The sequence below is a fragment of the Pontibacter sp. E15-1 genome (assembly GCF_022601975.1).
Lineage (GTDB): Bacteria > Bacteroidota > Bacteroidia > Cytophagales > Hymenobacteraceae > Pontibacter.
Window position 1 is genome coordinate 86250 of sequence record NZ_JAKVIR010000014.1, and the last position, 24064, is coordinate 110313.

24 protein-coding genes and 1 tRNA gene are annotated in these 24064 nt (G+C 53.4%); 16 read left to right on the forward strand and 9 right to left on the reverse strand.

What is annotated here, in order from left to right; genetic code table 11:
• Positions 1-56: 56 nt before the first annotated feature.
• From MKJ04_RS11455 to MKJ04_RS11510, 12 genes are all read left to right on the forward strand, one after another.
• Positions 57-359 (forward strand): hypothetical protein, encoded by a 303-nt coding sequence (locus MKJ04_RS11455; protein WP_241641777.1) that lies wholly within the window; start codon positions 57-59, stop codon positions 357-359.
• Positions 356-577 (forward strand): hypothetical protein, encoded by a 222-nt coding sequence (locus MKJ04_RS11460; protein ID WP_241641778.1) that lies wholly within the window; start codon positions 356-358, stop codon positions 575-577. Before MKJ04_RS11455 ends, MKJ04_RS11460 begins: the two co-directional genes overlap by 4 nt.
• Before the next feature lie 307 nt (positions 578-884).
• Positions 885-1394, forward strand: a complete 510-nt coding sequence (locus MKJ04_RS11465; RefSeq protein WP_241641779.1) for a terminase small subunit — start codon at positions 885-887, stop codon at positions 1392-1394.
• Complete coding sequence (locus MKJ04_RS11470; RefSeq protein WP_241641780.1) at positions 1391-1597, forward strand: hypothetical protein; 207 nt, start codon at positions 1391-1393, stop codon at positions 1595-1597. Before MKJ04_RS11465 ends, MKJ04_RS11470 begins: the two co-directional genes overlap by 4 nt.
• On the forward strand, positions 1594-1869 hold the full coding sequence (locus tag MKJ04_RS11475) for a hypothetical protein (RefSeq protein WP_241641781.1): 276 nt from the start codon (positions 1594-1596) through the stop codon (positions 1867-1869). Before MKJ04_RS11470 ends, MKJ04_RS11475 begins: the two co-directional genes overlap by 4 nt.
• The gene (locus MKJ04_RS11480; protein ID WP_241641782.1) at positions 1866-2291 is read left to right on the forward strand and encodes a hypothetical protein; all 426 of its coding nucleotides are present in this window, start codon (positions 1866-1868) and stop codon (positions 2289-2291) included. The genes MKJ04_RS11475 and MKJ04_RS11480 overlap by 4 nt, the downstream gene beginning before the upstream one ends.
• Before the next feature lie 181 nt (positions 2292-2472).
• Complete coding sequence (locus tag MKJ04_RS11485) at positions 2473-2751, forward strand: hypothetical protein (protein WP_241641783.1); 279 nt, start codon at positions 2473-2475, stop codon at positions 2749-2751.
• Between the two features lie 30 nt (positions 2752-2781).
• Positions 2782-3510: a hypothetical protein gene (locus MKJ04_RS11490; RefSeq protein WP_241641784.1), complete on the forward strand. Its 729-nt coding sequence runs from the start codon at positions 2782-2784 to the stop codon at positions 3508-3510.
• A 10-nt stretch (positions 3511-3520) separates the two neighbouring features.
• Entirely contained in the window at positions 3521-4180 is a 660-nt protein-coding gene (locus tag MKJ04_RS11495; RefSeq protein WP_241641785.1) for a hypothetical protein, read from the forward strand.
• A gap of 214 nt (positions 4181-4394) precedes the next feature.
• Entirely contained in the window at positions 4395-6872 is a 2478-nt protein-coding gene (locus MKJ04_RS11500; RefSeq protein WP_241641786.1) for a hypothetical protein, read from the forward strand.
• A gap of 19 nt (positions 6873-6891) precedes the next feature.
• Positions 6892-7173, forward strand: a complete 282-nt coding sequence (locus MKJ04_RS11505) for a hypothetical protein (RefSeq protein WP_241641787.1) — start codon at positions 6892-6894, stop codon at positions 7171-7173.
• Positions 7174-7178: 5 nt separating this feature from the next.
• Entirely contained in the window at positions 7179-7454 is a 276-nt protein-coding gene (locus tag MKJ04_RS11510) for a hypothetical protein (RefSeq protein WP_241641788.1), read from the forward strand.
• Between the two features lie 202 nt (positions 7455-7656).
• Here MKJ04_RS11510 and MKJ04_RS11515 read toward each other — a convergent pair whose 3' ends face one another.
• Together MKJ04_RS11515 and MKJ04_RS11520 are read right to left on the reverse strand one after the other, a co-directional pair.
• Positions 7657-7932: a helix-turn-helix domain-containing protein gene (locus MKJ04_RS11515; RefSeq protein ID WP_241641789.1), complete on the reverse strand. Its 276-nt coding sequence runs from the start codon at positions 7930-7932 to the stop codon at positions 7657-7659.
• 164 nt (positions 7933-8096) lie between these two features.
• The gene (locus MKJ04_RS11520; RefSeq protein WP_241641790.1) at positions 8097-8258 is read right to left on the reverse strand and encodes a BrnA antitoxin family protein; all 162 of its coding nucleotides are present in this window, start codon (positions 8256-8258) and stop codon (positions 8097-8099) included.
• A 170-nt stretch (positions 8259-8428) separates the two neighbouring features.
• Here MKJ04_RS11520 and MKJ04_RS11525 point away from each other — a divergent pair, with 170 nt between their 5' ends.
• Positions 8429-8905: a hypothetical protein gene (locus tag MKJ04_RS11525; RefSeq protein ID WP_241641791.1), complete on the forward strand. Its 477-nt coding sequence runs from the start codon at positions 8429-8431 to the stop codon at positions 8903-8905.
• 156 nt (positions 8906-9061) lie between these two features.
• Here MKJ04_RS11525 and MKJ04_RS11530 read toward each other — a convergent pair.
• The 3 genes from MKJ04_RS11530 to MKJ04_RS11540 form a co-directional block, all read right to left on the reverse strand.
• Positions 9062-9133, reverse strand: a tRNA-Arg gene (locus MKJ04_RS11530).
• Between the two features lie 867 nt (positions 9134-10000).
• Complete coding sequence (locus tag MKJ04_RS11535; protein ID WP_241641792.1) at positions 10001-10573, reverse strand: heme NO-binding domain-containing protein; 573 nt, start codon at positions 10571-10573, stop codon at positions 10001-10003.
• A gap of 721 nt (positions 10574-11294) precedes the next feature.
• Entirely contained in the window at positions 11295-12491 is a 1197-nt protein-coding gene (locus tag MKJ04_RS11540; protein ID WP_241641793.1) for a Pycsar system effector family protein, read from the reverse strand.
• A 343-nt stretch (positions 12492-12834) separates the two neighbouring features.
• Here MKJ04_RS11540 and MKJ04_RS11545 point away from each other — a divergent pair, with 343 nt between their 5' ends.
• Together MKJ04_RS11545 and MKJ04_RS11550 are read left to right on the forward strand one after the other, a co-directional pair.
• A complete protein-coding gene (locus MKJ04_RS11545; RefSeq protein WP_241641794.1) occupies positions 12835-16656 on the forward strand; it encodes a BamA/TamA family outer membrane protein in 3822 nt (1273 codons plus the stop codon).
• A 93-nt stretch (positions 16657-16749) separates the two neighbouring features.
• Complete coding sequence (locus tag MKJ04_RS11550; protein WP_241641795.1) at positions 16750-17781, forward strand: DUF6268 family outer membrane beta-barrel protein; 1032 nt, start codon at positions 16750-16752, stop codon at positions 17779-17781.
• Between the two features lie 81 nt (positions 17782-17862).
• Here the strand turns inward: MKJ04_RS11550 and ppk1 are convergent, their stop codons facing one another.
• Both ppk1 and MKJ04_RS11560 read right to left on the reverse strand, forming a co-directional pair.
• The gene (ppk1, locus tag MKJ04_RS11555; RefSeq protein WP_241641796.1) at positions 17863-19971 is read right to left on the reverse strand and encodes a polyphosphate kinase 1; all 2109 of its coding nucleotides are present in this window, start codon (positions 19969-19971) and stop codon (positions 17863-17865) included.
• Positions 19972-20018: 47 nt separating this feature from the next.
• Positions 20019-20513, reverse strand: coding sequence for a SixA phosphatase family protein (locus tag MKJ04_RS11560; RefSeq protein ID WP_241641797.1), 495 nt, complete (start codon positions 20511-20513; stop codon positions 20019-20021).
• Positions 20514-21260: 747 nt separating this feature from the next.
• Between MKJ04_RS11560 and MKJ04_RS11565 the strand changes: the two genes are divergently transcribed.
• The gene (locus MKJ04_RS11565) at positions 21261-21959 is read left to right on the forward strand and encodes a hypothetical protein (protein ID WP_241641798.1); all 699 of its coding nucleotides are present in this window, start codon (positions 21261-21263) and stop codon (positions 21957-21959) included.
• A gap of 79 nt (positions 21960-22038) precedes the next feature.
• Here MKJ04_RS11565 and hflX read toward each other — a convergent pair whose 3' ends face one another.
• Positions 22039-23226, reverse strand: a complete 1188-nt coding sequence (gene hflX / locus MKJ04_RS11570) for a GTPase HflX (RefSeq protein WP_241641799.1) — start codon at positions 23224-23226, stop codon at positions 22039-22041.
• Positions 23226-23954 carry a SirB2 family protein gene (locus MKJ04_RS11575; RefSeq protein WP_241641800.1) on the reverse strand — a complete coding sequence of 243 codons (729 nt, stop codon included), beginning with the start codon at positions 23952-23954 and terminating at the stop codon, positions 23226-23228. Before MKJ04_RS11575 ends, hflX begins: the two co-directional genes overlap by 1 nt.
• Positions 23955-24064 lie beyond the last annotated feature (110 nt).

Sequence of the window (24064 nt, forward strand, 5' to 3'; positions counted from 1 at the left end):
ATGGAGGCTGCACCTTGCACTACCCGAACTACATTCAAAACAAACATTCTCTCATTATGGAAAACCCAACCCCACAACACAACAACATACCCTGCTGCCAAGCTTGCCAGCACTGGAACCGGCGAACATCAGAGCAGTATCACCAGGAACTCGGGCAATGGGTCAGCCGCCCTACGAAATTCGGGTATTGCTCCAGCAAGCCGCTCTACCGGGAAAAAGTAGATATAGTGACCAGCACCAATAAGGGGCAGGAGCTCTTTACAGAAGATGAGGAGCTGTATGACCTGGAAAACCTTGACGTGGAATTGTTCACACACGAAGACTTTGGCTGTGTGTGCCACCAAGTAGCCCAGCAATGAAGGTAGCAAAGAGGCGCAGAGCCTACACCACCGCCGAGCTAAGAGAGGTCCGCACGCACTACACTGAAGGGCTCATGCACGGGCGGGAGATGTCCAGAAGGCTGGGCCGATCCTACCTTTCGTTCCGGCAGTTCATCATGCGGCACCCGGAACTCAGGAAAACGAAGAAAAAGGAAATGTTGCCTATTGTTGACATTCCGGCAGAGGGCACCACATAAGGTTTAGTCACTTAAAGGGGGTTAAAAATAGCATTTTAGGTATTTTTATAAAAGAAAAAGCAGCCAGACCCGAAGACCTGACTGCCTTTCATGACAGTACCAGAGGCAATCTAATATGTCATCTACACCAGGCACATAGAGGCCTGAGTAGCTGATACAAATATACGGAATTCTCCAGTGCAAAAGGGACACGTTGGCTTACTTATTTAAGGTTCGACTCCCTGACAGACTGAATATGGCTTTCCCGATACGCCGTAAAGTGCGATTCATCCAAACATCGGACACAGTTCGGACAATAACACCTTATATGCTTAGCAAAAAGAAAGACAGATTCTGTCTGGAGCACATCAAAGACCAGAACGCCACGGCTGCCGCAACACGCGCCGGGTATTCCAAAAAGACTGCCCGGGTGCAGGGATCGCGCCTCCTGAAAGAGCCAGAAGTGCAGGAGCGGCTGGGCGAGCTCCAAAAGCAGATTATGCTGGAGAGCGGGGTGCAAGTGAAAGCAGTGGTAGAGGAACTGGCAAAGGTTGCTTTCACTAATCTGTCGGAGGTGCTGGCCTCCTCTGCCGGTCTGCAGGTGAAACCATTTGAAGAACTTACCGCGTCACAACTGGCCAGCATTGCGGAAATATCGGAGACCGTCAACAAGTACGGCACAACCCGCAAGGTAAAGATGCACTCCAAGCTGCAGGCCCTCGATATGCTCATGCGGCACCTGGGTGGCTACGTGACCGCCTCCGACCTGATCGACCGGTTGCCGCCGGAGCGCCTGGATCAGTTGATTGATGAACTGCTTAAGAAGCTGAACCGATGAGGAAGACACCTGCCACAGAGGGCAAGCGCGACTTGCTGAATCAGTTACTGTTCGGCAGCATGTCGTCAGCTCGGACGAAGGATAAGCCTCAGCAGGCAAAACCCCTTGACGTATACGCGGCACTGGTGGAGTTTATGGGTACTCCGGATGACGAGGTGATCAGAAAGCTGTGCCCACACAAGTTGTTAGCAGATAACGAATGAGAGATACGAGAAGAGACCTGTTAAAGCAGTTGCTGCAAGGCAAGGCAGATCCTGAAACGGTGGCAAAGGCGCTGCAGCGGTTAAACCCCCTAGGCGAGATAGTGCCCGTCTTCTCCTATGCAGATGAGCCTGACATATATAAAGTTGGCGATAAAGCGGGGCTGACAAAGGATGAGATGAAAGAGGCCATCGCGGGTAAGACCCCCTTCATGATTACGATACGTCGCAGCGGGCCGCCGGTGGCTTCCTGTGAAAAAGCCGTAGCGCTATGATGGCATACAACAGCAATGGCAACCGCCGGGAGCTGCTGAAAAGCATACTGAGAGGCAGCGCAACAGTAGAGGAATTGCGGCAGCTGGTGCAGGGGCCTGCCTTGGATTACAGCCTGCTGACGCCCGATGAGTTTGCGGCGCTGAAAGACTATGAGCACCGTTACGGGCGCGACAAAGCCAAATGCAGCCCCGACGACATCTGTACGAAACAGATGGATATTACCTTTCAGAGTTTTACCATGCACGATTTAACGCTGGTTACCCTCCTGAGGTGGAAGGCGACGGCAGAGGCAAGGAAACGCTACCTGTTGGACCGGGTGGACCTGACCACCCTCAGCGAGGAAGAAGCAGATGTGGCCAGCACGGTGGTTGGAAGGCACTGGGTAAAGGTATTAGATATGCCAGAGTGGCTTCAGGAGTAAAGATATTTTTCAGTCATAGAAAAAATAGTTTAAGCGGGGTGCACTGTGCCCCGCCTAAACTATCAGCCCATCCAAACTTTAAACTATTTGTAAAATGGCAACAGCATACACACCGCCTGGCTTAAGCGATTACCCGGAAGTCATTGCAGACTTTTCCCTATTGGGTCAAACAGAGGACGAAGTGCCTGAGAGCCAAGACATCCGAAAGGCAGAATCGGAGACCATACCCGTGCTGGCGGAGTGGGCACCAGCAGACGGCAGCGTTCCCAAAGGTCTGTTCCTGGCAGCTGTGCGCTACAGAGGCGCGGACGGGGTGCGACTCAAGACGCTCGTGCTGGAGGGGCAGCTTAACCGGGCCTATGATCCCAGGACAGGCAGGCGGATGAAGTTCGCCGAAGGCTCCGCCCTGACACACTACATGCCTTTGCCGCCGCCGCCGGGTGCTAATCATCTACAGTAAACCAATTTTCAACCTATAATCATTATCCAAATGGAAAGTAAAACACAAGAGTACCGGGTAGCCATCCCCGAGGAGAAAATCACTTTGACCCGTGATCAGCGGGTGATCGACCTGTTGAACGCCATGCTGCCAGATGTGACAGCGGCGCTGAACACGGCCCTGGCAGAGCTTCAGGCGCTGAACGTCGGCGAGTTCACCATCAGCGACATCAGCCAGGTCATTAAGACGCCCAGCTACCTGGAGAAGCAGGTGCGGGAGCGCATCTCCGAAAACAAGCCGGTGAAGATCGGCAACCTGACGTTCAGTGCCGAGAAGGTAAAGGAGATGGTGGAGATTCCGGATCTGACAGCAGCCAACCGCGCGTTGGCCAGCGTGCAGAAGTCCATCGCCGTGGCCATTAATAACGGTGGGGGTGGCCTGCAGCACGTGCTGGTGCTGAACAACTTTGTGATCAGCGGCTTTGAGGCCACTTTCTCAGAGGAGGCTTTGCTGGGATTTATAGACTTCAATTCGACATATGCAGAGTCGGACGGCGAGAAAGAGGTGGCGCTGGTGCTGCAGGAGATTCAGGAGCGGGTAGACTACCTCGCAGAAAAGTACAAGCTGCCGGTGCTGCAGTACGACCGCAGCACCCAAAACCCTTTGCGACAGGTAAGCGGTTTCGACGGTGCACAGAGGGTGGAAATCGACTACCCACGCATCAAGAGACACATGGACCACTTTGAGGGTCGCAATAAATATCCACAAAACAGATTATAGAACCATGGGTATGAAGAACGGAATCGAAATCCCGAAGGAACGGGTCCTGATGGGCTGTAATTACAGCAAGCTGAAGGAGTACGCCGATGAACTGCAAGGCATCGCAGAGGCCGCTGACACATGTGTGCAGCTTTACAGCCAGTTCAACGTCGGGCCGATCACAAAGCAGGAGCTGGTGCAGCTGGCGAAGGGCAACAGGACCGCAGACGCGCTGGTGCGGGAGAAGCTGGTAGGCAACAAGCATGTAGAGGTGCAGGGCCTGACACTGGATGTGGAGCAGCTGAAGAAGTTGGTGGTGATGCCGAACCTCGCAGGCTTCGAGGCGGCTGTGCATGTACTCAGGGAGCGCTCCCGCATAGCTTCTTCCGGCTCCAAAGACCGCATCAACATCAACGCTGTCGAGATTGAGGACGGCGTGGCCAACTGTGATGCCGCTATAGCGAAGGTGCAGGAAGCCTACTCCTATTACGCGGAGACGGACGATGAGAAAGAGGCTTATCTGGTGCTGTTGCAGGTGCAGGAGCAGCTGCAGTACCTGGCCGATAAGTTCGGGCTGTCTGTGATCGATCACGGCGACCGGCACGCCTCGGTGCTTGTGGAGCAAGGCAGTTGGGATGGGCCGAAGACCTACACGATCAACGGTACCAAACTGAAAAGCAGATTAAGCTAAAGCCCATGAGCCTACTATGTGCCATAACACAGAAGATAAACAGCAGGGAGCCATAGCCATCGGCGGCTCCCTGCTTTGTTGTTGACCGAGAAGGGAACATGGTCCGCGTTGACAGGGAGAAGCTGCCGCGGATAATGGACGCCAAGCTGCGGCGCCTGGAGAAAGTGCGGCCGGAATACTTCAAACATAGCATTAACCCTATACGATAGCGCAGATGCAAGAGCAAGGGCAAACCGTCGTCATCAAGATCAACGTTGATGAAGCGGCCTATAAGAAGAAAATCGTTGACCTGCAGAAAGACATCATCAACGTCAAGAAGCAGGAGCAGGAGCTGGCAAAAGCGATTAAAGTCGCGGGTAGCGCTACCGATGAGCAGATCGCGCAGCAGATCGAGCTGAAGAACCAGCTTAAAGGGCTGACCGCTCAGCAGCGCCTGTATCAGTCCGGTTTGGATGCCAAAGCTAAGACGGAGGCCGCCGCCGCTGGATCCATAAAGCAGATGAGCCTGGCGCTGTCGGAGATGAAGAAGGAGTACCGGGATCTGTCCAAGGAAGATCGGGAGTCTGATTTGGGCGTGAAGATGCAGCAGAACATGAAGGCGCTGAACGACGAACTGAAAGGGCTGGAGCAAAGTTACGGGCAGTTCGGGCGCAGCGTCGGCGACTACACGGGTGGCATCCTCCAGGCCGTGGACGGCACCGGGCTGCTGGCCACCATCACCACCAAGGCCAAAGGGGCTCAGGAGGCCTACACCGCCACTCTAAACATCACCAAGGCCTCCTTAGCAGGCAACATCTCGCTGCTGAAGGGTCTGAAGCTAGCGCTTGCAGCCACGGGCATCGGCGCGGTGCTGCTGCTGCTGGGCGGGCTGGTGAGCTGGCTGACTTCCACGCAGGAGGGTATTGACAAGGTAAACCAGGCCTCCAAGTCCATCACCACGGTTATGTCTTTCCTGAGGGACCGGCTGAGCGACGTGGGAAAGGCGACCATCGACTGGTTTTCAGATATTAAGGATCTGGGCGACCTGCTGCAAAAGCTGGCCGACGGTGTGATTGAGAATGTAACCAGCCGCATCAAGGGCTTCGCCGTTATCCTGGAGGCCATTCAGAACAGGGACTTCAACAAGCTACAGGACGGGCTGCTGCAGGTCGGCACCGGAATAGCTGATGGCACGTCTAAAGCCAAAGCCTTTGCCAAAGAGGTTGGGGGCGTGGCCGTGGAAGCCGCCAAGATAGAGAAAGAGTTTCAGCGGATAGCGAAAGCTGAGATTTCGCTCGGCCGGGAAAGGGATAAAAGCCGCTCGATGATCAAGGACCTGAACTTTATAGCAGAAGATACCGCCAAATCTGAGAAAGAGCGGGCTGCAGCGGCGCAAAAGGCTCTGGCTATTGAGCAGGGGCTTTTGCAGAAGCAAATAAAGCTGCAGCAAGACAAGGTGAATAACATCAAGGCTGAGCAGAACCTCACTTATAACGGCAATGATGAAGACCGCGCACTGGCAGACGCGGAATCCGCGCTGTTCCAACTCAATGAATCCTCCAAGGAGCTGCAGACCACGCTAAACAACAAGATCAATTCCATCAATAAGGAGGCCGTGGCGAAGCGCGTGGCACTGGCAAAGGACTTGACTGAGAAAGAGCAGGCCGAACGCTTACAGCGGCTCTCTGATGAGAAAGCGGCGCTCGAGATAGAAGTACTGCAAGCCATTGAGGGAACCCAAGAAAGGCTAGAGGCTAAGATCCGGCTTGCAGCGAAGGGAATGGAGATAGAGCTTTCAGCTAAGAACCTGACGGAGAAGCAAAAGCAGCTGATACGGGTCAAGTTTGATCAGGAGGAAATTGAGGCACGACGGGAGCAGGCGGAGAAGTTGGTTGCCATTGCCAAAGACCAGGCAGATAAGGAAGCGGCGGCGCGCAAGCTTAAAGCGGATACGATACTAGAGGAGGCCCGGCAGCAGGCCAGCCGCAACGTGGAGGCCCGGCAGCAGGAGGCAGACCAGAAAGCGGAGATTGCGCAGGCCGAGTATGAGAGCGCCCTCCTGATCTCCCAGTCTATCGGTGATATTGCCACGCTTCTGGCCGCAAAATCTGAGGAAGCCGCCAACTTTCAAAAAGCGATCACGCTGTTCCAGATCGGGCTTGCTTCCGCTGAGGCCATTGCCAAGGGTATAGCGGCTGCATCCGCTGCCGGGCCATTCCCTGCTAACCTCATAGCCATTGCAACCACTGTGGCCACCGTGACGGGTAACCTGGTGCGGGCAAAAGAGCTGCTGAGCAGCAGCGCAGCGCCGAAGGCCCCGCAGTTCGCGGAAGGTGGCTATACCGGTGATGGCGGGAAGTATGAGCCAGCGGGCATTGTGCACAAGGGTGAGTATGTGCTTAACCAGAGAATGGTACGAAACAACCCGGAGCTGGTGGAGAAACTGGAGCAGATGCGCCTGCGTGACACGAATCTGAAACTAAGGCTGGAGGCTGTAGGCTTGCGGGGGTATGCCTCGGGCGGTGTTGTTACCGCACCAGCCTATACCATCCCCCCATCTACCCGTGAGTTTCTGTCGGGTACGCCAATACCCGACATTGACTACCGCAAATTGGCGGCAGAGTTAGGGAAGGTCAACATATACACCAAAGTAACAGACCTCAGCACCGGGCTGAACCGGCAGGCTAAGACGGCCAGAATTATCAATCAGTAATTACCATAAAGACCATAACATGAAGAAGTTTATCAACAGAATATTCGGCAGGAAGCGCAAAGGCCCCCAAGCCATAAAGTACACCCTGAACCTGACGGAGCCGGAGCGCAAGGCGCTGATGCGCATCATCGTGACGGGCATGTATCACGAGGTTTCGTTCGCGAAGGTAGGCCGCCTGTCAGTCGATGACCGGGACGCCGCGTTTGACCTGCTGGACGCGCTGGGCGTGGAGCTGGAGAAGGTGCGGGGCGTGACCGACAAGGGCGCACTGGAGGTAGTGGGCATGGATTTTATAGGATAGTGGCCATGAACAGAAACGACAAGATGCCGCGCCCTACCGGGATCTCCCCCAGAGCCTGGGAGATGTGGCAGCACCGGAACCCCCTCGCCGGGAGGGCCGCACACTATGACGGCAGGCTGCAGTTATCCCCGGCGCAGGGCCAGCTGGTGGCAGTGGCGCTGATGGGAGTGCTCATAGACACAGAATGCACGGAGCAGGACCAGCGCGAGGCCTCGCAGGTGCTAGGGCAGCTGGGGTACAAGGAATCCGAAATTCAGGGCATCATGCGTGATCTCCGGTAGCGGAAGAGCATATAGGTTGAATACCGTTAAAATGAGGCCCCTGTACTGCAGGGGTTTCTTTTTTTGTGGGGTAGCCGGTATCGCTTTATAAGCAAATGTTTTTTTGGACGGGTACAAAAGGATCTCCGGGCAGGAACGGCTTTTGGCTCACACCTTAATGGATACCACGAAGACATCTTTAAGCACCTTCAGCCAGTTTGTTTCACTTGCTAAACCTGATATCAGTGCCGACGTAGTTGCGCCGGATAAAATCGATCAGGTCCTCATAGTAGATGCGGTAGTCGCGCTCGTTAACGCGGAAGGCGGGGAGGTAGAGCGGATCCGAGGGGTCACGATGGATGTTGCGCATCACAGTGTCTTTGCTTAACGACAATGTATCTGCCACCTCCTTTGGAGAGATGCCCAGCTTTGGCACGATTGTCACCTCCTTCAAGCGGCCGGTATAGAGTTTAGCTAAATTTGTTTCTCGCTTTGGCATAGTCTTTTTCTTTACAAAAAGGAAAAGGGAGCAATGGGTTTAATAAAACTTGTTATTTGCATTAACGCTATTCTCTGGAGCCTATCGTGTCCTGCGCTTCTGGTACTCCTATTTCCTTATATCATTTTTCTCATTTAATTTCAGAGAAAAAGGACGTGAGGCGACTATTTGTTTTCCTCCTCTTCTGCCACCGCCTCGGCGCAGATCATGCGAATGTATCCTGCAAAACTGATACCCTTCTTCTTGGCTATGGCCTTCAGTTTCTCATTTAAGTCAGATTCCATTTGAAAGTTGACGGTTACTTTTTTTTGCTCTTCTACAGACATTGGATATATGGTTTATCAGTTATACGAAACAAAGATATAAATAACCATCAAAACACAATCAAAATAATTGCAAAATAATTGTAATACCATGAAACATGTTGTATTGTGGTTGCGTTACACAATCATAATACAACCATAATACATTTATTTAATCTTATTTACTGCTCAATATGAAATTTAACGCATTCCAGCGCATGCTGCAAACCAGCGCCTACAGGGCAAAGCAACTCGGTGCCATCTCTGATGAGGAGTACCATGTGTATGAAGCGAACGCCTACAATTATAATGAGGAGGAGCATGCTGTTCTAGAGCAGGATCTCGACATAAAGTGGCGCGCTGCGCTCGAGGCCTGGCAGCAAGATATAAACTCCGCCAGCGCGGCAAGAGAAGCTAAGTTTCAGGAGGAGCTAAGACAGGTACAATTAAGGAGTACCTATAGGAAGAACCGGCGCATTTCCTGCCCCCCGGCACTACAGTTTCAGCTATGGGAATTATCCAGAGCTGCGCGTGCCCTAAAGGTTATCAGCAATAGTGACATGCGTTTTATTCGTAAGGAAATGCGAGAGGCGGATATAGCCTGGCTGCAGGAGCTGTACCGTCGGGTGAAAACCGGACTCGGCGAGAGCTCAGAGTGTCTTTCTCAATAATTATACCCAGGCACCTGGGCAGCAATGTTCAATTTTCGTGAACAGAGTTTTTAAAGAAAACAGTTGTTTTAAAAGGTGCTAAAACATCAATAGTGTCCGATATTTTTCCGAGTAAAGATAAAAACCCCCTTTACAATGCATAAAGGGGGTTTTATGTGGCCTTGCCGCGAATCGAACGCGGATCTAGAGTTTAGGAAACTCCTATTCTATCCGTTGAACTACAAAGCCTTGATTGTTAATTAATTATTTAATTTTTTGTTGCTTTTTTTTACTCAGGACTTTACATCGTTCGGTGCTGATATACATTCATATCCATATATTCAACATTCGCAAGCAAATATACAATAATGGGGACAACTCACAAAGTAGTATTACGGGGAAAGATGAAAACCGACATTAAGTAAGCATCACTGAGACGCATACATGTGCAGGGTTAACAAAAAGGATAGCCTAAGTATAAACTCCTAAGTATAAACTAAAGATAAACCAAGTATACGCTAAGGATATTCGAAATATAATGTACATTTGTACACATACTGCAACATAACGTTGCAGTATGTGTAATAAAAAAGCACATACCGAAAGGCATGTGCTTAGTAAGAAGATTGTCTATCGTTAGTGCGTCAACACTAAATATAGATTGTAGTAAGAAAGAATAATTGGTGGGATATGTGAAAGTAATACCACCAAAGTTGTAAGTGTTTGTAATTCAAAGTTAAAACACTTATTTCTGGATAGAGGGTGCGACTTTTTCGCACCCTTTTTTCGTCTATTAGACATGTACAAAAATACTTAATCCGGTCGTGTATTAAGGTCTAAAGTTGTTCAATTTACCAACATTACTCACATGTTATTGTAAATCAGTTACTTAAAATTTATTTATATAGTTTTTAAATTCACTCATGATAAAATTAATTTATAAAGTTTTAAAAATTATTTAATAAATACAATAACATATACTGGCTGATTTTTGATCTTTGTAAGGAAATCATGTGAGGTATAACAAAAGTAAAAGGACGATCCACATCGTGAATCGCCCCTTGTCTAGCGTTTATGGCTAACATCCTCTTTTTATAAAGCAGGAGATCGAATAGGTTAGGACAGGAAGTCTACTCTTATCTGTACCCGTTCCTCGTCCATTGGCGTCAGGAGTGAGACTTCTACGGCGTCGCCTTCGTCGTAGTGCTTGGCAATGCCACGGATAATGCCCACGGCAACAGCCGCCATCCTGCGCTTGGAGTGGTAATCGACTATCAACTGCCTACTGCCTTTCTTTGTCACCAGTAGCAGCGGTGGGGTAGCCCTGCTGTCCTCCCTTTTCACGGCAGCGTGCATAGCCGACTCAGTGTTAAGCAGCATGTCGTAGGTGCGCCACTCGGGGTCCACGTGCTTTTTGTAAAAGAAGAGCAGGTCCGGCACCAAATACTCCCCGTATCTTTCCATCAGCTGGTGCGGTGGTATCCCGGTAAGCGCTGCGCCTTGCTGCACGATGGAAAAAAGCTCGCTGGTGGGGTACATCTCGTGCATCTGGTACGGGGCGTGCCCGATGTCTGCCGCCTCCAGCAGTTTTACCCATGTGCTGTAGTCATACAAGCTCTCCACGAAGCGCTTGAGCAAGACAAATATGGAACCGTGCATCCTGTCTTCATTGTCACTGTTCTTCTCCATAGTTAGTAGCTACTTTGGCTTCCGCCACTTTTGAAGTTCTACAAATTGAACGGGAGTTACTGTATTTCCCGGATGTGCTGAATGTGGCCCTGGGGCCGTTGTTTCCATATGCGTATGAGGGGACGTCAGCCGTGCCACCCTCTGAACGCGGGTACTTGCCAAGCTAACAGCGAGATATGTCGCCACTTCCCTGCTTACCTAGGTGGCCGTTCTCCTGGAATCTGCCTACTGTCAAAAGCCTGGTCGTTTCCACCAGCCTGTCAATGTTAAACTTGATCTCTGGAAGGAGGAAGCCATACAGGTCTGGGTGTGCCACCTCTACCGTACTGGAAGCCGGGTCGTAATCCAACTTTATAATACTGTTGTCAGACAGAATCATGTTACAATTAATGTAAAGAGATTCTCAGGACACTGAAATCAGTTTTCTTGTTAGGGTATGAGAACAGGTCCTGAGATAGGTGTACCGGCTCTACAAATAGAGCTGCTGCAAATAGCAAGTTAACACATTATTGTGTAATTGTGATACCCAACATAGGTAGCCCATCAACGCGGCCCCACATACCAGGACGTAAACTATTTTATGCCTTGGCTTTACGCCGAAAATTTTGGTTTGGATTTTTCTAAAACAAGAAATACATCTATTGCTTCAAGGAGTTTATATATAGGATTATATAAAGAGCAAAAGAAATGCGGCTCAGGGCGCTATGTTATTTATCCGTGCCTAATAAGACGCGATGGCAATCGCGAAGCCGACCACCGTGAGCACCAGCCCTACCATAAAAATGGTATAGGAGATGCGCAGGATCTTGTATTTGCGGCTCAGCACATCGCCTAGATAATAGATGTCGGTAATCATGTTGTTGTAGAGCGACTTCTTATCGCGCATGATCTCGTGCATCCCTTTCTGGAAATCCTCCAGCGGAAGGTGCGTGAAGTTGCCGAAAAAAAGCAGGTTCACGTTCCGGGTGTTGATTTTCTTCTTCTTGCGGTTGATGGAGAAGCTGGTCACCTCAGGCTGTGCCGAGATGATGGCAAAAACCACCGAGCCCAGCGTGGTGAGCAGCAGCATGCCGATCGGGACGATCAGGGTGCGGTGCTGGGTAAAGTCGGTGCCGATAATGGATGACTTGGCGCTGAGGTAGGTGATCACCACAGACAGGATAATGGCGTTGAGGCTGATCATCATGTTGGCCTTGTTGTCGGCGATGGCGCTGAGGTTCAGGTGTGTGCGGTACGTATTCCGAAACATCGTCTCGATACCCCGCTTGGGCTGCGCCAGCGTCTCGCGGTGCTTCTTCTCAGATTTCTTCTTCTTTTTCTCCTCCTTGCTCAGGCGCTCCCGCTGCTCCTGAATATTGAGGCCCAGTTGGGCGGCAAACATGCGCTGCGCCTGGTTCGAGTGGAACGTGGTCGAAAGCAGGAAATCCATCTGGAAGTGCGCCCACTCGCTGTCCGTGAAAAACTTGTCCTGAAAGATTTCCCACTCCACCCGAAGCAGCTCGGCAGTGGCGGAAAAGGTAGACTTGCCTATGTTTGAGAGATCCGCGTCTACCAGCAACTCTTGCAGCAGCGTCTCCGGGGCCACGTCATGTTTGGTGGCCTTAATACAGCCCTCTATCCGCTCCAGGCGCTCTGTGGGGTAATCGTGCCTGGCCAGCCACTCGGTGGCGATCTTGATGCTCTCCGCCTCATGGCCCTCATATGCGTCTACGTATCCGGTGTCATGAAACCAGGCAGCCAGCACCAGGTCCTGCAGCTGGTCGGGGGCCAGGCCACTGTTCTGGCCCAACTCCTCTGCCACCGCTACCACTTCCAGGGTATGTCGGAAATTGTGGTATACCAGCTTCTTGGAAAGCTTTTCTTTGAACAGGTTGAAAACAAACTCACTGGCTTGTTTGATAAGTTTTGGGTCTTCCATATAAGGTTGTGGTTCTTTGCCAGACGTGAGGCTGCCGCTGACACCATGATGTTTTATATATAGATGCAGCGTCGATACACGTTGCTTGCGGTTACGGTAAAAACAGTTTTTAGTTAGTTAGTAAGGGGCAGAGCCGGGTAAAAGCGTGCCGACGGGCAACAACTAAATGCCGTGCCGCCACGTTTATGAACTTCAGTCTTGCTATACCCGCGTCGCCCGACCGGTATACCGCAGAGGCTCAGGGGTTGCGCAAGCATTCGGGCAGGGGCTTGGCCTCCTTTCTGTGGTTTGCAGCGCACCTCCTATCGCCTTGGCAGCAATACTATAAAGACTCTGATACTCTATGACCCAACATTTACTTAAATGGTGCCGCCTGTGCTTTCACCCAATCTGGCAGGTCCTTTTATGCACTACCCTTACGGCCTGTGTTGCCAACCAGCCTTTCTACAGCCGCGAAGCCTCGGACTGGGAGCAGGACGTTCCGGACCCGGACAACAAAGTGCTTTATACCGTTTTTCTGATCGGAGACGTTGGGGCCCCAGAGCTTGACGGCGAGCCGTCCATGCTGCTCATGCGGAAGCAGATGGAGGAGGCCGGCCTGCAGAGCGCCACGATCTTTCTGGGCGACAACGTGTACTTCAACGGCTTGCCGGAGCCCGACGCGTACGACCGCGAGGTGTCAGAAAAGCGCCTGAACGCCCAGCTCGACATCCTGAAAGGCTACCCCGGCGAGAAGTACATGATCCCGGGCAACCACGACTGGAACCACAGTGGCCGTGGCGGCATCGATGCCATCCTGCGGGAACAGCGGTATGTGAACGAGTACCTGACGGACGAGAACATTGTGACAGGCGGCGACTTCTTTGTGCCCGGCGACGGCTGCCCCGGCCCCTACGAGGTGAAGATCAGCGACGACCTGGTGCTGATCGCCATCGACTCTGAGTGGTGGCTGCACCCCTTCGACCGCCCGTATGGCGACAACACGCATTGTGGCGCGTCCACCGAAGTCGATTTCCTGGTGCAGCTTGAGGATATCATCGAGAAGAACAGCGGCAGCGACATTCTGGTAGTTGGCCATCACCCACTGATGAGCAGGGGAGCCCACGGCGGATTTTTCTCCCTGAAAGATCACTTCTTCCCGCTTACCATGCTGCGCGACTGGATTTACGTCCCGTTGCCCATCATCGGCTCCATATACCCCTTCGCCCGAAAATACGGCGGCATTCTGGAGGATATCCCGCATCCCCGATACCAAGCTTATATCGAGGGCCTGCTCAACATCTTCGATAAATACGACAACATTGTGTATGCGGCGGGCCACGAGCACGCCCTGGAGTACTTTAAGCACAACAAGCTGGCCCACATCGTGAGCGGATCCGGCTGCAAGGTGCAGTATATAAAGCCGGGCGGCAACGTGAGCTACGTGGAGAAGGTAAAGGGCTTTGCCAAGGTGGTGTACTACGAGAACGGTGAGAGCTGGGTGGAGTACTGGGTGCCTGAAGGCAAAGGCGACACCGGCAAGATATCGTACCGCACGCCGCTCTATGCCAAGAAGCCGCGCAAGGAAGTGCCGCTGGTTACAGACAACACCAACTACGCCGACAGCACCATTACCCTGAGCGCCAACGCCAACTATCAGGTTTCCGGCCTCAGGCGGAAGCTGCTGGGCGAGCATTACCGCAAGGTATGGGCCGCCCCGGTGGAAGTGCCGCTGCTGGACATGAAAAATGAGTTCGACGGCCTGACGCCCTACCAGAAGGGTGGCGGCAAGCAAACGGCCTCGCTGAAGGTACGCAACCCCGATGCCAGGGAATACACGCTGCGCACCATCGACAAAGACCCCACCAACGCACTACCAGAATACCTGCAGGAAACGGCGGCACGCACCCTGCTGCAGGACCAGATTTCGGCCCAGCACCCTTACGGTGCGCTGGTCATACCCCCCCTGGCCGATGCGGCGGGCGTTTTCCATACCAACCCGAAGCTGGTTTACATCCCGAATACGCCATACCTGCGCCAGTACATTGATGAGTTTGGCAACACGCTCGCCTTTCTGGAAGAGGACGCAGACGAGAACCATGAGGAAACCGCCAGCCTGGGTTACGCCGAGAACCTGGTGGGCACCGAGAAGCTGTTGGATGAGCTGGAAGACGACAACGACAACGAGGTCGACCAACTGGAGTTTGTGCGCGCGCGCCTGCTGGATATGCTCGTCGGCGACTGGGACCGCCACGAGGGGCAGTGGCGCTGGGTAGAGGAAAAGAAGAAGAACGAGAAAGGTAAGCTGTATACCCCCGTGCCCGAAGACCGCGACATGGCTTTCTTTAAGGTGGACGGGGTGCTGCCGTGGCTGGCCACCCGCAAGTGGGGCGTCCGGAACGTGCAGAACTTCGGGTATGAGTTTACCGATGTGATCGGGTTGAACCTGAGCGCCCTCACCCTCGACCGGACCTTCACCTCCCGCGCCACCCGCGCCGACTGGCTCCGGATAGCGCAGGACATCAAGGCCAACGTAACGGACGAGGTGATTCAGGAGGCGATCCGGCAGTGGCCCGACAGTGTGCGGGCGCTTTCCGGGCCCGAGACAGCCGCAAAGCTCAGCGCCAGAAGAGACGCGCTGCCTCAGGTGGCCGAAGAGTACTACGACTTTCTGGCGCAGTACGTGGATATATCGGGCAGCGACAAGCACGAGCGCTTTGAGGTTACCCGACTGAACGACGAGCAGGTGCAGGTAACGGGATACAAAATCTCGAAAGAGGGGGAGGTGCTGAAGGAAATCTATAGCCGTGCCTTTTTTACCAACGAGACAAAAGAGATCCGCATTTACGGCCGAGACGGCGAGGATGAATTCGTGATCACGGGCGACGTGGACAAAAGCATTGTGGTGCGCATCATTGGCGGCGGCGACGAGGACGAGATCGTGGACAACTCCAGCGTGCGGGGACCGAAAAAGTATACCGTGATCTACGACACCAACACCGGTAACGAGATTGCGTTTGGGCCCGTGAGCCGGGACAAGACCAGCGCCAAGGAGGAAGTCACCCGCTACGACCGCGACAATTACAAGCTGCCCTATGTGGGGCCTCGCCTCTCGGCAGAGTATAACGTAGACGACGGGCTGTTTTTGGGGGCAGGTATGCTGTTGCGCACCCAGAAGTTCAGAAAGGCGCCGTACGCGTCGCAGCACCTGCTGGAGGCAAATTTCGCTTTCCTCACCAAGTCATTCAACATCCGTTATACCGCCGATGTGCGCAAAGTGGTGGGCGACTGGAGCCTGGCGCTGAACAGTGCCGTGCAGGGGCCGCAGTACCAGCGCAACTTCTACGGCTTCGGCAACGAGACGCAACAAATCTCCGACTCCGACGACAGCTATTACCGGGTGCGTTACAGGCGCCTCTCCCTGGATGCCTCCCTATACAAGGACGTCACGAACTTCCTGAAAGTAGGCATAGGGCCCACGTATGAGCGCTTTCAGGTGGAGACACCGGAGCAGGACAACTTTCTGCTCAACGAGGCGCGTGCGGGCCGCCTAGAAGCAGGCACATATAATCTGGAGAGCAGCACGTTTGACCCACAGCACTACGCCGGGGCCGCTGCCTACGCCAACCTGGACGTGATCGGGGCCGGGAACAGCACAGAGGCCAACCCGCGCATCGGGATGCGCTTTTACAACCGGATCAGTTACAACCAGCAACTCGACGGGGAGCGCCTCAGCTATACCAACCTCAGCTCTGAGTTCAGGTTTTACATCAGCCCTAACTTCCCGCTCCAGTTAACGTGGGCAGGCAGGATCGGGGCAGCCCACAACTTCGGCGATTTCCGGTTTTACCAGGCAAATACGCTGGGCGGCACCTCCAACCTGCGGGGCTACCGGAGAACGCGCTTTTCGGGCCGCAGCAGCCTGTTTGCCAACGCAGAGACCCGTATTCAGCTCTTCGACTTTAGCCTCTTTCTCACCCCTGGCAAAATCGGGGTGCTGGGCCTGATAGACGCCGGGCGGGTATACTACGACGGGGAGCCGAGGGCTTCTTTCCTGCGCAGCCTGCATACCGGGTATGGCGGCGGCGTGTGGGTCGACTTGCTGAACCGCACCGTTTTCTCGCTCACGTATGCCATCGGAGAAGATGACAAACTGGCGATGCTAAATTTTGGCTTCTTTTTTTAACACAAAACAAAATAAAAACAGTATAATTTATAAGTAGAGGTCGTTTTCAAAAGCATTGCTTTCTGAAAGCGACCCGCTCAACTCTGAAAAACTATGAAGAAAATAAAACTACTCCCTTATGTGCTGGCTTTATTGGGTATGGTACAGCAGGCCCAGGCGCAAGATAGCAAAGTCGAGGAGATCAGCGATGTGATCGATTACGCATCGCCAGCCGTGCGCGGTATGGGGAAGCCCCGCGGTCTGGTGATCGGTTACGAGCGCTTGCCACAGTTCGATATCGACTCGAAGTCTGACGACCCGCGGTTGGGAAACGGCAGCGCCCACGTGCGCCGCAACAATAAGTTCTTTGTGCGCGCCCTTGCGCCGCTCGTAAACAAGCCGCAGACCAAGGTGATTTTGGGGTTCGATTACAAATTGGAGGAATTTAACTTCGACAACGTGACCCCAAGCTCATACCCACCCTACAGCTACCTGGAAGATAAGGACCTGAAGAGTATTGGCCTGCAACTGGCTTACCTGCACTCGATGGATGATCGTCGCTTTTACCTCATTCGGGTGAAAGGCGAGTTGAACGGCGATTATACCCATGATGACATCAGCATTGCCGATTATCTCAAAACCACTGTGGACCTGGCGTATGGCTGGAAGAAGAGCCCTGACTACGCGATTGGCGTTGGGGCGCAGCTGGGGTATACATTTGGGCGGAAAAACGTCTACCCGGGCATCCTGTACAACCGGAACTTCACGCCGGAGTGGGGTGTGGAGTCTATCTTCCCGGCAAATATCCGTGTGCGCTACAACGCGAACGAGAAAACACTGTTCTATGCCGGCTACCGGTTGGAGGGAGCCAGCTACAACCTGTTTGTAGACGAGGGCCCGCTCGCGCAGTACAAGGATTTAGAGCTGCGCCGCACAGACATCAAGGCGCTGGCGCGCATGGAGCGCGAAGTGTATGACTTTCTGTGGTTTGCCGTGGAAGGCGGCTTCCGGCAGTATTACCGTAACAGGGTTTTTGATGAGATCGGGTCCAGGGATGAGCTGATAAAGAATGACCTGGCAGGGGCAGGCTACGTGAGCGTAGAGCTATACCTGGTGCCACCACGCAGCTGGACAAATAGAAAGTAGCACCAAAGCCTGAGGGCGGTAACACCAAAAAGGGGCAGGCGATCGATGATCGCCTGCCCCTTTTTGGTGTGGTTTGTCTATTTATTCGGCCTTGTCCCGGGTTGGCTTCATGCCTTCCGGCACCAGGCTGCGGAGGTACTCGTACGTGGCGAACTGCGAGCGCATCTCAGTTGAAGGAGAAACCTGGATATAGTTGTTGTCCACATCCCGCGCTTTGGTGTTGTCGGCCAGCTGAAGATCGATGATGGTGCGGACCTGCTCTACCAGGTGCGGCTGCAACAGCGGGAAGGCTACTTCCACCCGGCGGTTCAGGTTGCGTGTCATCCAGTCGGCAGAGGCGACATAGTATTGCTCCTGCCCGTTGTTATGGAAGATGTAGACACGGGCATGCTCCAGATAGCGGTCCACGATGCTGCGCACGCGTATATTCTCGCTCACGCCGGGCACGCCGGGCACCAGGCAGCAAATGCCGCGCACCAATAGCTCTATCTCCACACCGGCCTGGCTCGCGGTATAAAGTTTCTCGATCATGCGCTCGTCCTGCAGGGCGTTCATCTTCAGGATCATGCGGGCGGGCAGGCCTTTCTTGGCGTTTGCTATTTCCCGGTCAATCATCCTGACGAACTGCTGCCGCATGTTGAGCGGGGCCATCAGCAGGTGCTTGAACTCTTTGTCCGGCTGGTGATCCACAAAAAAGTTGAATACCTGCTCTACATCCCGCGTCAGGCGCAAATCTGAGGTGAAGAGGGCATGGTCGGCATATATGGCCGAGGTGTCCTCGTTGTAGTTTCCGGTGCTCAGGTATGCATAGTTAACCAGCTTGCCGTTCTCGTTACGGGTAATCAGGCCCAGTTTGGAGTGCACTTTCAGGTCGGGGGCCCCGAAGATGACGTTTGCCCCGGCCTTTTGCAGCTTGCCCGCCCAGAAAATGTTCGACTCTTCGTCGAAGCGGGCTTTCAGCTCTACCACCACCGTCACCAGCTTCCCGTTCTTCGCGGCCTTGGCCAGGGCCTTGGCGATGGCCGATTTGTCGGCCACACGGTATAGGGTGGCGCTCATGGCGGTTACTTTCGGGTCTTCGGCTGCCTCATTGAAAAGGCGCAGCACATAGTCGAACGACTGGTAGGGGTAATGCACCAGGTAATCCTGCTTTTGCATGGCGGCCAGCAAGCTTGGCTCATGCTCCAGTTGCGGATGCACCAGGGTAGGCTGTGGCGTGTACTTCAGGCTCGGCATGTCAAAGTCAGGGAACTGGAAGAAGTCGCGGAAGTTGTGGTATTTACTTCCCTCGATCAGCTCGTCCTGCGTAATGCCAGTGTGCGCCATCATCATGTCCAGTAGGTCCTGCGGCGACTCCGGGTCGTAAAGCAGGCGGGCCGGATAGCCGGTCTCGCGCTTCTTGAGGCTCTTCCGGATCTTGGCCATCAAGTTACCCGACACCTCCTCCTCAATGTCCAGCTCGGCATCGCGCGATACTTTTACCGCGTGCGCGTCGAAGCGCTGGTACTGCGGGAACAGGTGCGGCATGCAGAAGCGTATCACATCGTCGATAAACATCACAAAGCGGTGCTTCCCTTTTGTGGGGAGCTTCACGAAGCGGCTGCCGTGCTTTTTGGTCGGTATCTCCAGCATCGCGAAGCGCTCCGGCTTGCAGTTTTCCCCGGTCTGGGGCTCCCACATCTTGATGCCGAGGTATACGGTCTGGTCTTTCAGGAAAAGCTGTGTTTCGGTCTCATCGAGGATGATGGGCAGCAGCAGGGGGGCAAGCGTCTCTTCGAAGTAGGCGTGCACCCACTCCTCCTGTTCGGGGTTCAGGTCGTGCTCGGTTACCAGGTGGATGTCGTGCTCCCGCAACCCCTTCTGTATTCCCTCCCGGAAGACAAGGCCAAACTCTTCCTGCTGGCGCCTCACCTCCTGCATTACCTGCCCAAATGTTTCAGAAGGGTCCTCGTGCAGTTTCTTGCGGGTCTTCTCCCCAAGCTTTATCAAGCGCTTCAGCGTGGCGACGCGCACTTTAAAATACTCGTCGAGGTTTGACGAGAAAATGGCCATGAACTTGATGCGCTCGAGCAGGGGTACGCGTGGGTCCTTTGCCTCCTGCAATACTCTGTAGTTAAAGGCAAGCCAGCTCAGCTCCCGGTCTATCAGGGGGTAATGGGGTGTGGCTTTCTCTTCTTTCTCTTTTTCCATGTTGGGTGGTAAGCTTCCCGGGCAGCCGTGTAGGTGGCCTGTCGGGGTTATTTGTAGTTCTTCGGGAAGTCGTAAAACAGCATGTTGGCGTTTTCCTTCTTGATTTCCGCCCATGTGTCGCAGTCAAACTCCAGGCCGATCACGCCTGCGGTGGGCATGCTGCCCACGTGCTGGGGCGACAGCATATTGGCAAACTCGGATATGGCCTCGTTATGGCCCACCAACATTAGGTGTTTCACATCGTCAGCAGTCTGGCGCACTACTTCCAGCAGGTCTTCTTTCCCAGCGCCATATATACGCTCGTCCACTGCTATGTCGTCGGGGTCGTAGCCCATCTCTTTGCCCGCGAGCGTGGCGGTGGTCAGAGCCCGTACCGCCGGGCTGGAGATGATGAGGGTGGGGTTCACGCCCCGGGCAGACAGTTCCTGGCCCATCAGCGGTGCGTCGCTACGACCGCGCTTGCTAAGCGGCCGATCATGGTCACTGAGTTCTTCAAACTTCCAGCTCGATTTAGCGTGCCGCAAAATATATAGCGTTTTCATACGGTATCGGTTGTATACATGCCCGGCTGCAGGCAATGCAACAGCTATGGCATTGCTACTTACTGAAACAAGAAGTAAATGGTTGTGCCGGCAGGCGCTGCGGGGACGGCCCCATTTTGCCAGACCAAAAGCTGTTTTGGCTCATAGCGTGATAGTAGATAGAATTAGCGCTATATAAAGGAGGCGTTATTGCTAAAAATTAAATTTATAAAGAACTTTGCTATTAGAATTACATTCGTTTATTTCGGATGTTTGAAAAATCACTTTATGCATCTCAGTAGCCCTGGCACGCACTTGCGCTATAAGCAAAGAAATGGATATAGCATTTTATAGGTGTTGCAGAGTTGAGTTTTTTTAGGACGATACATAGATTTGTCCTTGTTGGCGTAGCTAGAGGAAGCCTCTACACACTGAGGAACTGAAGCGGATTGAAAAAAGGCACAGTAATTGGCAGTAAGCTTTTGAAATGCAACACTGGAGATCGGTATTGCTATACTGCAGCAAGTCAGCAGCCATACCGCATGATTCCAGCACGACGCGGGATACGCGCTAATAACAGCCAGGCTAAACCCGAAAGCCGGGCGTGAGGAGAGGGCTGCATAAATAAGGGCCTGAAGAGGTATAGAGTTAGTAGAAGGAATAAAGCGCGGTAGGGAGAAAGTCTGCCTCGCTATAGTTGAAACAGTCATGGATACAGAATTTGATTTGTCGCTAGACGCGACGAAGTTAAGCTTAACACATAGCATCTTGAATGATTTGATGCTCAATGATTCCTGGTCAGTAGGGGATGTGGCCACGCTCGTAGAGCTGAAGCCTTTTATGCATACGGAAGAGTGGGAGGCATTTTATTACCGGAGCGGCGAAGAGCGGGAGGTGCTCATTTCCCGCTGGGACGCGCCTACGCAGGCCACCCTGCAAGACACGTCGCTGATAAAGAACGACCAAAGCTTTGTGCACGGCCTCAACTGGAACCTAAAGAACCTGAATACTCATTTTGGCAGAACACGGGAAAGGCTTTACCAAATCGCAGAGACCGTGCGAAATTGCGCGAAGGATGCGCAACATGACCTTTCCCTGGAAGAGTGCTTTGAATACGTTCGGTATGAGGTGATTTTCAAACCCTGGAACGACATGGTCCTGCGCAAGCAAAACACCGTGAAGACGCTGCAGGGGGTATACCCTCAGGCGGAGTTCCGTAAAATGGCGGGCGTAATGGGCCACAACTACTCCGTGGATTACGAGGCCTACCTGGACGGCAAGCTGCAGTACGCGCTGCAAGTGAAGCCCACTTCCTACAACGGCGATGCCACGCATATCAAGCATGCGCAGCAAGCCAACAAGCGTATAAACCAGCTGTATACTGCTCGTTTCGGAGTGCCGGTATACCTTGTTATCTCCGATGAGAAGGGCGAGATACTCCACTCAGAAATCCCGGAGAATCTATAGTAGCTAAGGCTGCCCCCGGGAAATAAAAAACGCCAGCCTGCTGCTTTCGTGTGAGAGCAGCAGGCTGGCGTTTCCATTTTTATACGTTGTTAGGGTAACGCTGGTAATGGAGTTCGGCCACTCTGCGTTGCAGTTCATCGCGCAGCTCGTCCATGTTTATTTTGTCTGTGGCAGACACAAACAAGGCGGGGGCATGCATCTTGGCCATATACGTGGCTTTCAGGTCTTCAATAGACGGGCGCACCTCGGCGCCTTCTGCCGTAAGTTCCTCTTCCCGCTGCTGCAGGTACTGGTCTACCTTATTAAACACCAGCAACACCGGTTTCTCGGCGGCATTAATGTCTTTCAGCGTCTCGTTCACCACGGCGATGTGGTCTTCAAACGAAGGATGCGACACGTCCACCACGTGCATCAGCAGATCCGCCTCCCGGATCTCATCCAGCGTAGACTTAAACGACTCGATCAGCTTGGTTGGCAGCTTGCGGATGAACCCTACCGTGTCGGAGAGCAGGAAGGGGATATCGCTCAGCACGACCTTGCGCACTGTGGCATCCACGGTAGCGAACAGCTTGTTCTCGGCGAACACCTCCGATTTGGAGAGCAGGTTCATCAGGGTGGATTTGCCCACGTTGGTATACCCCACCAGAGCCACGCGCACGATGCCCGAGCGGGCCTTGCGCTGCTCGAAGTTCTGCTTTTCAAACTTCTTGAGGCGCTCCTTCAGCAAGGATATTTTCTCCCGCACAATACGGCGGTCCGTCTCAATCTCCGTCTCGCCCGGTCCCTTCATGCCGATACCTCCTTTTTGCTTGGAAAGGTGCGTCCAGAGGTTGGTGAGGCGGGGCAGCAGGTATTGGTACTGCGCAATCTCGACCTGGGCGTGCGCCTGCGCCGTTTTGGCCCGGAGCGCGAAGATATCCAGGATCAGCAGGCTGCGGTCCACAATTTTCACCTCAAGCTCGCGCTCGATGTTGCGCACCTGCGAAGGGGTCAGGTCATCATCGAAGATAACCATGTCCACGCCATGCTCCTTTACATAGGCGTTTATTTCCTCCAGCTTGCCGCTGCCCACAAAGGTCCCCCTGTCCGGTCTGTCCAGTTTCTGCACGAAGCGCTTGAGGGTGGCGGCGCCAGCCGTTTCGGTTAAAAAGGCAAGCTCATCGAGGTACTCGGCGGTTTGCTCGTCTGTCTGCCGGTAGTTCGGCACGGAAACCAGCACGGCAGTCTCCTGTGGCTTTGCGGTTTCGTAGAAATTCTTTTTCCCCATTAATTGGATTGTTTCAGCGTTGTGGTATAGGCGGCCAAAGCCTCGGTCTCTTGCCGGGTCAATTTGTCGCCAAAGCCAGGCATCAGGCCGCGGCCTTTCTCAATAACGATCATTCTGTCGTTAAGGCTCAAATTACTTTCCTTTAAGTTCGTGGCCCCTCCCATGCCTTTGGCACCGTCGGAGCCATGGCAATTGGCGCACACCTGGGTATAAATGGCTTTTGTGTTTGCCAACTGCGTCTCGCTCAGGGCGGCCACGATCTCCTCGGGCGCGCTGTCGGTCGGATTGTTGAGGCTGGCATCGCCGGTTTCCACAGCGTCAGCCGCAGGCGTTACCGTGCTGAGGTGGTCAGCAGGCTTGTCTTTGTGCATCGCCAGGCTCTTTGTCTCTGCCACGCCATACACATACAGGAAAATAAAAAGGGAGAGGCCGGTGAGTGCCTTGTTCTCGCGCTTGATGCCCACGATGCCCAGCGGAATGGCCGCCAGCACAAGCACAATTTTCACGATAAGCCAGGTAGGCGTGCCGCCGTTGTACAAAAACAGCAGGTAGCCGCCAGTGAGCAGGATGAGCGTGCCGAACACCATGTCAAGCACCTTGGTTTTGCTTCTTACGCTGTTCAGCGCCTCGCGCTTGTTCAGGAAAAGGAGGACCGCCTTTACCGTGAAGAGAAGCAGGAAAAGCACGACTACCAGCACGTGGGTATGCAGAAATGCGATAGGTGGCATAGGTATAAGGAGTTAGTTTTAGGGTTGATACAGATTTGCCGCAATTTACTCGAAATTTTCTGATGCTTCTGCTAAAATGGCTAACTTACGACTTTTTAGCCCAGCCCAAA